At 62.6% G+C, this 5,238-nt stretch carries 3 protein-coding genes and 3 pseudogenes; 2 read left to right on the plus strand and 4 right to left on the minus strand.

From position 1 onward, the window contains the following. On the plus strand, positions 1-1,049 hold a 1,049-nt coding region (locus AHiyo1_RS02500; RefSeq protein ID WP_253257125.1), incomplete at its 5' end, for a glycoside hydrolase family 3 N-terminal domain-containing protein. Positions 1,050-1,136: 87 nt separating this feature from the next. On the opposite strand, the pseudogene AHiyo1_RS02505 reads toward AHiyo1_RS02500, so the two are convergent. From AHiyo1_RS02505 to AHiyo1_RS02520, 4 genes and pseudogenes are all read right to left on the minus strand, one after another. Next, positions 1,137-1,873: pseudogene (locus AHiyo1_RS02505) on the minus strand (amino acid ABC transporter ATP-binding protein). Beyond that, on the minus strand, positions 1,870-2,643 hold the full coding sequence (locus AHiyo1_RS02510; protein WP_059387509.1) for an amino acid ABC transporter permease: 774 nt from the start codon (positions 2,641-2,643) through the stop codon (positions 1,870-1,872). Before AHiyo1_RS02510 ends, AHiyo1_RS02505 begins: the two are co-directional and overlap by 4 nt. 12 nt (positions 2,644-2,655) lie before the next feature. Continuing rightward, positions 2,656-3,608 (minus strand): annotated as a pseudogene (locus AHiyo1_RS02515) (ABC transporter substrate-binding protein). A gap of 356 nt (positions 3,609-3,964) precedes the next feature. Then, complete coding sequence (locus tag AHiyo1_RS02520; RefSeq protein ID WP_059387510.1) at positions 3,965-4,675, minus strand: 3'-5' exonuclease; 711 nt, start codon at positions 4,673-4,675, stop codon at positions 3,965-3,967. 88 nt (positions 4,676-4,763) lie between these two features. Between AHiyo1_RS02520 and AHiyo1_RS02525 the strand changes: the two are divergent. Further along, a pseudogene (locus AHiyo1_RS02525) lies at positions 4,764-5,179 on the plus strand (MGMT family protein). Positions 5,180-5,238 lie beyond the last annotated feature (59 nt).

A 5,238-nucleotide genomic window follows, 5' to 3' on the forward strand; every position in this document is an offset into this window, starting at 1 on the left:
CGCCGCCTCCACACCCGACGCCGGAACAGCGGCTCGCGGGCCTGACCCTGGAACAAAGGGTAGGGCAGTTGTTCATGGTGGCGGCCAAGGCCGACGGAAGCGATTCGAGCGCGGTGGCTGACCTCCTGAACAACCACGTGGGCAATATCTATCTGGCCGGACGAAGCCAGGCAGGGGTCGCGGCGACGGCATCAGTTGTGGCAAAGCTGAGGGCGGGCATTTCGCCGGCCTCAAGCCGTGGCTTGCCGCTGTCCGTCGCGACGGACCAGGAAGGCGGCTCTGTTCAAGTCCTCCGGGGACCCGGGTTCCTGCCTATTCCCGCAGCCTTGGACCAAGGGAATTCGAGCCCGGAACAACTTCGCGCCGACGCCCGGAACTGGGGGTCCCAACTTTTGCAGGCCGGAGTGAATGTTGATTTGGCACCCGTACTGGATACGGTGCCCAGCCCCGAATTTGCACCCTCGAATAAGCCCATTGGGGCGTTCAAGCGCGAATACGGCTTCAATCCGGCGGCGGTGTCCGAGCATGGGAACGCGATGGCGGACGGATTGCGGGACGCAGGGGTGGCGCCGGTGGTCAAGCATTTTCCGGGAATGGGGCGCGTCAGCCTGAACACCGACGTCAGCGCGAACGTCCACGACACCGAAACCACCCGGACGGATCCCTACCTGATGCCGTTCAAGGCAGCGATCGACCGGGGACTCCGGTGGGTCATGATTTCGAACGCCTACTACGACAAGATCGATCCCGACCATGTGGCGCCGTTTTCATCGGTGATCATGCGCACCATGTTGCGGACGGACGCAGCGTTCACCGGCGTCATCGTGTCCGATGATCTGTGCAATGCCGTGCAGCTGTCGCCCTGGAGCATGGGGGACAGGGCAACGAATTTCATCGGGGCGGGCGGCACCATGGTTCTGTGCGCGGACACTGCTTCAGTTCCGGCGATGTATGCCCAGGTGCTGCAACGGGCGCAGACCGATCCTGGATTCCGCGACTCAGTGGATGCCGCGGCCTTGACTGTCCTTCAGGTGAAGGTCGGGAAGTAGCTCCGGCCACGAAAAATCCCCGGCTACCGGACGGCTCACCACGAGGGGTGTTTCGTCTGAAAGCCGGGGGTTCCCCGTTGCTAAGGCCTAGAGCACGTCCGAAAGGAAGCCCTTCAGGCGCTCGGTCCGCGGCTCGGTGAAGAGTTGTTCCGGCGAACCGGTCTCTACGACGACGCCTGCGTCCATGAACGTCACGGTGTCGGAGACGTTCCTTGAGAAGCCCATCTCATGGGTTACCACCACCATGGTCATGCCGCCCTTGGCAGATCGGTCATGAGCGCGAGCACGCCCTTGACCAGTTCAGGGTCCAGGGCCGATGTTGCCTCGTCGAAGAACATCACCTCGGGCTTCATGGCAAGCGCGCGGGCAATGGCCACTCGCTGCTGTTGCCCGCCGGAGAGGTTGGCTGGCCGGACGTCGGCTTTGTGCTTGAGCCCTACGAGGTCCAGTTGGGCCAGGGCGTCTTCCCGCGCCTGCTCCTTGGACATGCCACGGAGCTTCCGCAAGGCCAAGGACATGTTCTCCGCCACTGTCTTGTGCGGGAACAAGTTGAACTGCTGGAAGACCATGCCGATCCGCCGGCGCAGTTCATCCGGGTTGTCCTTGAGTACCGAACGGCCATCGAGCAGAATGTCGCCCTGGGCGGGTTCGATCAGCCGGTTCATAACGCGCAGGAGCGTGGATTTCCCTGAGCCGGAAGGGCCGATCACGGAAGCCGTGGTGCCCTTCTCGACGTGCAGGTCGATGCCGCGCAGGACATGGTTCGACCCGAAGGACAAGTGGATGTTCTTGGCCGTCAGTGTTCCTGAAGCGAATTCGCTCATGCCTGGGCTCCCTTCCCGACGACGGCGGCTGCCTCGTCCGGTTCCTTCTTTTCCGGCCGGCCTGTCCTGAGGCGGCGGTCAATCCAGTTCACGAAGTGCGTCAATGGAATGGTCAGCGCCAGGTAGAAGATTGCTGCCGCTACATAGGGCGACAGATTTCCGCTCGTGGAGGCCGCATCCTTGCCAATCTGGAAGATCTCGCGCTCTGAGGCGAGCAAGCCAAGGAGGAAGACCAACGACGACTCCTTGATCAACGCAATGAATTGGTTGACCAGCGCCGGCAGGACCCGCCGGACGCCCTGGGGAACCACCACAAGCCGCATGGCAGGGCCGTAGCCGAACCCCAGGGCACGCGTTGCCTCTAGCTGACCCTTGTCAACACTCTGGATACCGGAACGGAAGATCTCGCCGATGTACGCCGCCGACATCAGGGACAGCGCCGCGACGGCCAACGGATACGGACTCGTGGAGCCGCTCAGCTGACGGATGATGGGGCCGAAGCCGAGGCCGATCACGAGGATGGTGAGGACGGGCGGCAGCCCACGAAGGACGTCGGTGTATATGCGGGCTATCCACCGGGCCACGGGGTTCCGGGAGATCCCCATCAAGGCGAGCGCCATGCCGAGCACAGTTCCGATCACGCCCGAGGTGACGGCCAAGACAATGGTATTCGGCAAGCCGACGGCGAACATCTTGGGGATGACTTCGCCTATCGCCTTCCAATCGAGGAAGGTCTCACCGAGTTGCTTGAGGATTTCCTGGAGATCCATGGAACGCCTGGGTTACTTGGCCGGGATCTGGACGGCCTTGCTGCCCGGCTTCCAGCCCTGAGGGGTCTGCTCCGCCTGGGTCGGGCGGTCCTTGTACCACTCGGCCGTCAGCTTGGTCCAGGTACCGTCTGCGATCACGGCGTCAAGGCCGGAGTTGAGGGCGTCGATCAGGGGCTGGTTGTCCTTGTTCACGGCCCAGGCAGTGAAGTTCTGGGTGTTGACGACCTTTTCGGCGATCTTCGTGTTGTCGCCGTCCTTGACCTGGCCGGTTGCCTGCTGCGACGGGGCGACCCAAGCGTCAACCTGGCCGCTCTTTACGTTGGCGTAAACCGTGTTGTAGTCCGGGAAACGGACGGGCTCAAGCTTGAGCGTGTTGGTGACGTAGTGTCCTGGACGGTGCCCTGGACGACGCCGATGCGCACGTCGGACTTGAGGTCCGCGAAGCCCTTGACCTTGGAGTCGGTCTTGGTCACGACGGCCATGTAGCCGAAGTCGTAACCATTGGTGAAGCCGACGGTCTCGCGGCGCTTGTCCGTGGTGGAGATCGAGGAGGATCCGACGTCGAACTGCTTGTTCTTGACCTGGGAGAGCAGCGCCGAGAAGTCAGTGGAGGCGAACTCGACCTTGAGGCCCAGCTTGGCGCCGACGGCGCGCAGGAGTTCGTTGTCATAGCCGGTGAACTTGCCTGAGGGATCGATGAAGATGTTCGGCGGGGCGTCCGAGAGCGTGCCGACGCGCAGGGTGCCGTCGGTGATCAGGCCCAGCTTGGACTTGTCGATCTTGTCCACCGGAGTGACGTCCTTGGTGGTGTACTTGTCCAGCGTCTTCTGGTCGCTGCCTTGGAGGGCGTCGGTCGGCGAGGCGCTGCTGGTGCTGCCCGCTCCGCCACCGCAGGCGGCCAGGGAGACGGCGAGAACTGCAGCCACAGGGACAGCAGAGAACCACTTCAGGGCTTTGATTTTCATCAAGCAAATCACTTTCATCGGGGAACACGCGTTCGTATCGAGACGGGCGGGGAACGCAGCCAAAGCAGGTTTGGGCCGCAATATCAGAACTCGACCCGCCAAACTTAATTATGTCATCCACTCATTCAGCTATAAATTGACGACGATAAGGCGTGCGATTCCCGGAAACTCCGAATTAAATTCAGCGAAGTGTGGAAAGTGCCCTTGAGGTGCCGCGTCACTCGGGTATCGTGGGGAATTCGTGACTGACGTCCAGCTGGCTTTCAGGCAGCAACAGCGATGTGACGTGCGTCCCATCATGCGGACGCCGGAAAAGCGTCCGGTACGTGGACGGGCGTTTTGAAAATCCGGAAGCCTTAGAAGTCTCCGCGGCTGGCATCTTCCGGGGGAAGAACCGGCCAATTGCCTTCGATGACTGCCGTTGGTTTGGTCTTGCGCAGGTAGCTCTGGAAATCGGCGGCCTGTGCGGCTGCCCAATCAACCTGGAGGTGATGCAGCTTGGAGGCGGGCATTTGCAGCTTCGGGAACTTGCCGGCCATGGCATCAAGGACGCGCAAGGTGGCGAGGGCGTCCGCAGCGGAGGTATGGGCGTTATCGAGGTTCACCCCGTATTCCTCGCACAAAGCGGTCAGGGTCCGCTTGCCCTTGCGGTACCGGTCGACCTGCTTGTTCATGACGTAGGGGTCAAGCACGGGGAAACGGCTCAGTTGCGGCACGCCGTAGCGGGCGGATTCGGCGGCCAAGACCGTGAAGTCATAGCTCGCGTTGAACGCAATGACCGGCACGCCGTCGTCGAACAGTTCCTGGAGTGCGGCGGCAACTTCGCGCGTCACTTCTGCTGCCGGTCGGCCCTCGGCCCTCGCCTTTTCCGTGGTGATGCCGTGGATCTCGCTGGCCTCCAAGGGAATCTCGATACCAGGATCCGCCAACCATTCGAGTTCTTTGATGACGCCGCCGTCGTCGTCCACTACGGTGATCGAAGCGGTGACGATCCTCGCGGAACGGGAGTTCCGTCCCGTGGTCTCAAGGTCGAACGCGGCGCGGGGGAGGGTATTCCAGGAGCTCATGCTTCAACGCTACCGGCGCCCTCCGACAAGAACCGGAGCGACACTCCTTCTGCGCCGATCCGGCGGCCCATGCCGATAGGCTGGGGGCATGCGGATGGAGTTTGTGACGGCGGTGCTGGCCGTCGTGGATCTCATGCCGCCCGGCGTTGCCGTGTCCTATGGGGATGTTGCCGAGCTTCTGGGCTCGGGCGGTCCCCGGCAGATCGGATCGGTCATGAGCCACCACGGAAGCACCGTGCTTGGTGGCGCGTACTGCGTGCCAGCGGCGAGGCGCCCCCAGGCCTTGAGTCGGAAGCGCTGCACCACTACTTGGACGAGGGAACGCCGCTGCACGGCGCCTACGCGGAGTATCTGCGGATCGGCGAAGGCCGCTGGCGCGTTGACCTGACCCTCGCCCGGTGGGCCCCGACGGACCGTGACTTCGACAGTATCGATGCGATCTCTGAGCAACTCGAGCGTCAGCTCCATAAATTGTCGGTACCCGATGATGAAATGACCGTGTGAGTCCAACACCGACACCTCAAGCAACAACGCAGGAAGCAACGCCGGCGCCACGGCAGGCA

The organism is Arthrobacter sp. Hiyo1 (assembly GCF_001263615.2).
Lineage (GTDB): Bacteria > Actinomycetota > Actinomycetes > Actinomycetales > Micrococcaceae > Arthrobacter.

Excerpts from the sequence above, each read along its gene's own strand:
- AHiyo1_RS02510 (WP_059387509.1), bottom strand. The coding sequence starts at position 2,643 with ATGGATCTCCAGGAAATCCTCAAGCAACTCGGTGAGACCTTCCTCGAT.
- AHiyo1_RS02520 (WP_059387510.1), bottom strand. The coding sequence starts at position 4,675 with ATGAGCTCCTGGAATACCCTCCCCCGCGCCGCGTTCGACCTTGAGACC.